Here is a 1,321-nt window from a genome sequence, read left to right on the forward strand (position 1 = left end):
TTTCTTCGCGTCAATGTCATCGTAGGAAGTGCCGGCGGGGTTGGCTCGTTTATTCGCTGCCCTCGATCTTGGTGGGCTTGTCCGCGATGTGCCGCCCCGCCGGTCCGGCCGGGCGAGGTCCGGGTGTGGCCTGATAGGAGCGTGCGCTGTTCGGCGTCCGATTGAGGCGTGCCCGCCGGGGGCTCGTCCTGCCCTTCGATCAGGCACGAGGAGCACACGGAGGTAGCCATGGTCACCGTCGTGGGTATCGACACCCACAAGAACACCCACACCCTGGTCGCCGTGGACGGGCTCGGGCGAAGACTCCAGGAGCTCACCGTCGAGGCCCGGCCCAGCGGCCACGAGAAGGTCCTGGCATGGTTGAGCTCCCAGGGCGCGGTGAAGGTAGCGGTGGAGGACTGCCGACATCTCTCCCGCGCCTTGGAAGTTGACTTGCTGCTGGCCGGCCACCAGGTCGTGCGGGTGCACACCCGGTTGATGGCCGGCATGCGCCGCGGGGCCAGGGAACGCGGCAAGTCCGATCCGATCGACGCTGAGGCCGTCGCCCGCGTCGCACTGCGCGAGGATGACCTGCCGACCGCGGTGCTGGCCGGCCCGGAACGCGATCTGAAGCTGCTGGCCGACCACCGCCGGTCCATGGTCGCCCGGCGCTCGGCCCTGCAGTCGAAACTGCGGTGGTTCCTGCACGAGATTGATCCGGCCATCGAGGTCCCTTCCCGGGCCTTGCGCCGCTACTGCGTCCTGAACTCCCTGCAAGAGCAGCTGGCCGGCAGGGACGGGGTGGTCGTCGAGATCGCCGCGGACATGATCGCCGAGATCGTCAGCCTGACCCGGCGGATCAATGAGCTCGAAGCGCGGCTGGGGCGCCTGGTGCGCACCGAGTACCCGCACCTGTTGGCCGTGGACGGTCTCGGGGTGCTCGGTGCGGCGACGATTGTCGGGGAGACTGCCGGGGCGGCGCGCTTCCACTCCAAGGACGCCTTCGCCCGGTTCAATGGCACCGCCCCGATCCCGGTATGGTCCGGCAACCACGAGCGGTTCCGTCTCAACCGCGGCGGCAATCGTACGATCAACACCGCCCTGCACATGGCCGCCGTGACCCAGCAGAGGCTGGGCTACGAAGGAGCGGACTACGTGGCCAAGCAATTGGCCCGCGGCAAGACCCACACCGAAGCAATGCGACTGCTACGACGGAGGATCTCGGACCGAGTCTTCGCCGCTCTGCGCGCCGATGAGAAGGCCAAGGAGTCACCAATCGACCTCAGGCATCGCCCTGGTCCGGAACCAGTTCTCGAGGTTGCGGCTTGACATAGGAGCATCG

General features: G+C 67.7%; 1 protein-coding gene. It reads left to right on the forward strand.

Features of this window, described 5'->3' with window-relative positions; all coding sequences use genetic code 11:
- Positions 1–228 precede the first annotated feature (228 nt).
- On the forward strand, positions 229–1,308 hold the full coding sequence (locus tag CK505_RS18075; protein ID WP_242630586.1) for an IS110 family transposase: 1,080 nt from the start codon (positions 229–231) through the stop codon (positions 1,306–1,308).
- Positions 1,309–1,321 lie beyond the last annotated feature (13 nt).

Origin of the sequence: Kocuria sp. WN036 (assembly GCF_002287015.1) — a bacterium.
In the GTDB taxonomy this organism is placed as follows: domain Bacteria; phylum Actinomycetota; class Actinomycetes; order Actinomycetales; family Micrococcaceae; genus Kocuria; species Kocuria rosea.

Excerpts from the sequence above, each read along its gene's own strand:
- CK505_RS18075 (WP_242630586.1), top strand. The coding sequence starts at position 229 with ATGGTCACCGTCGTGGGTATCGACACCCACAAGAACACCCACACCCTG.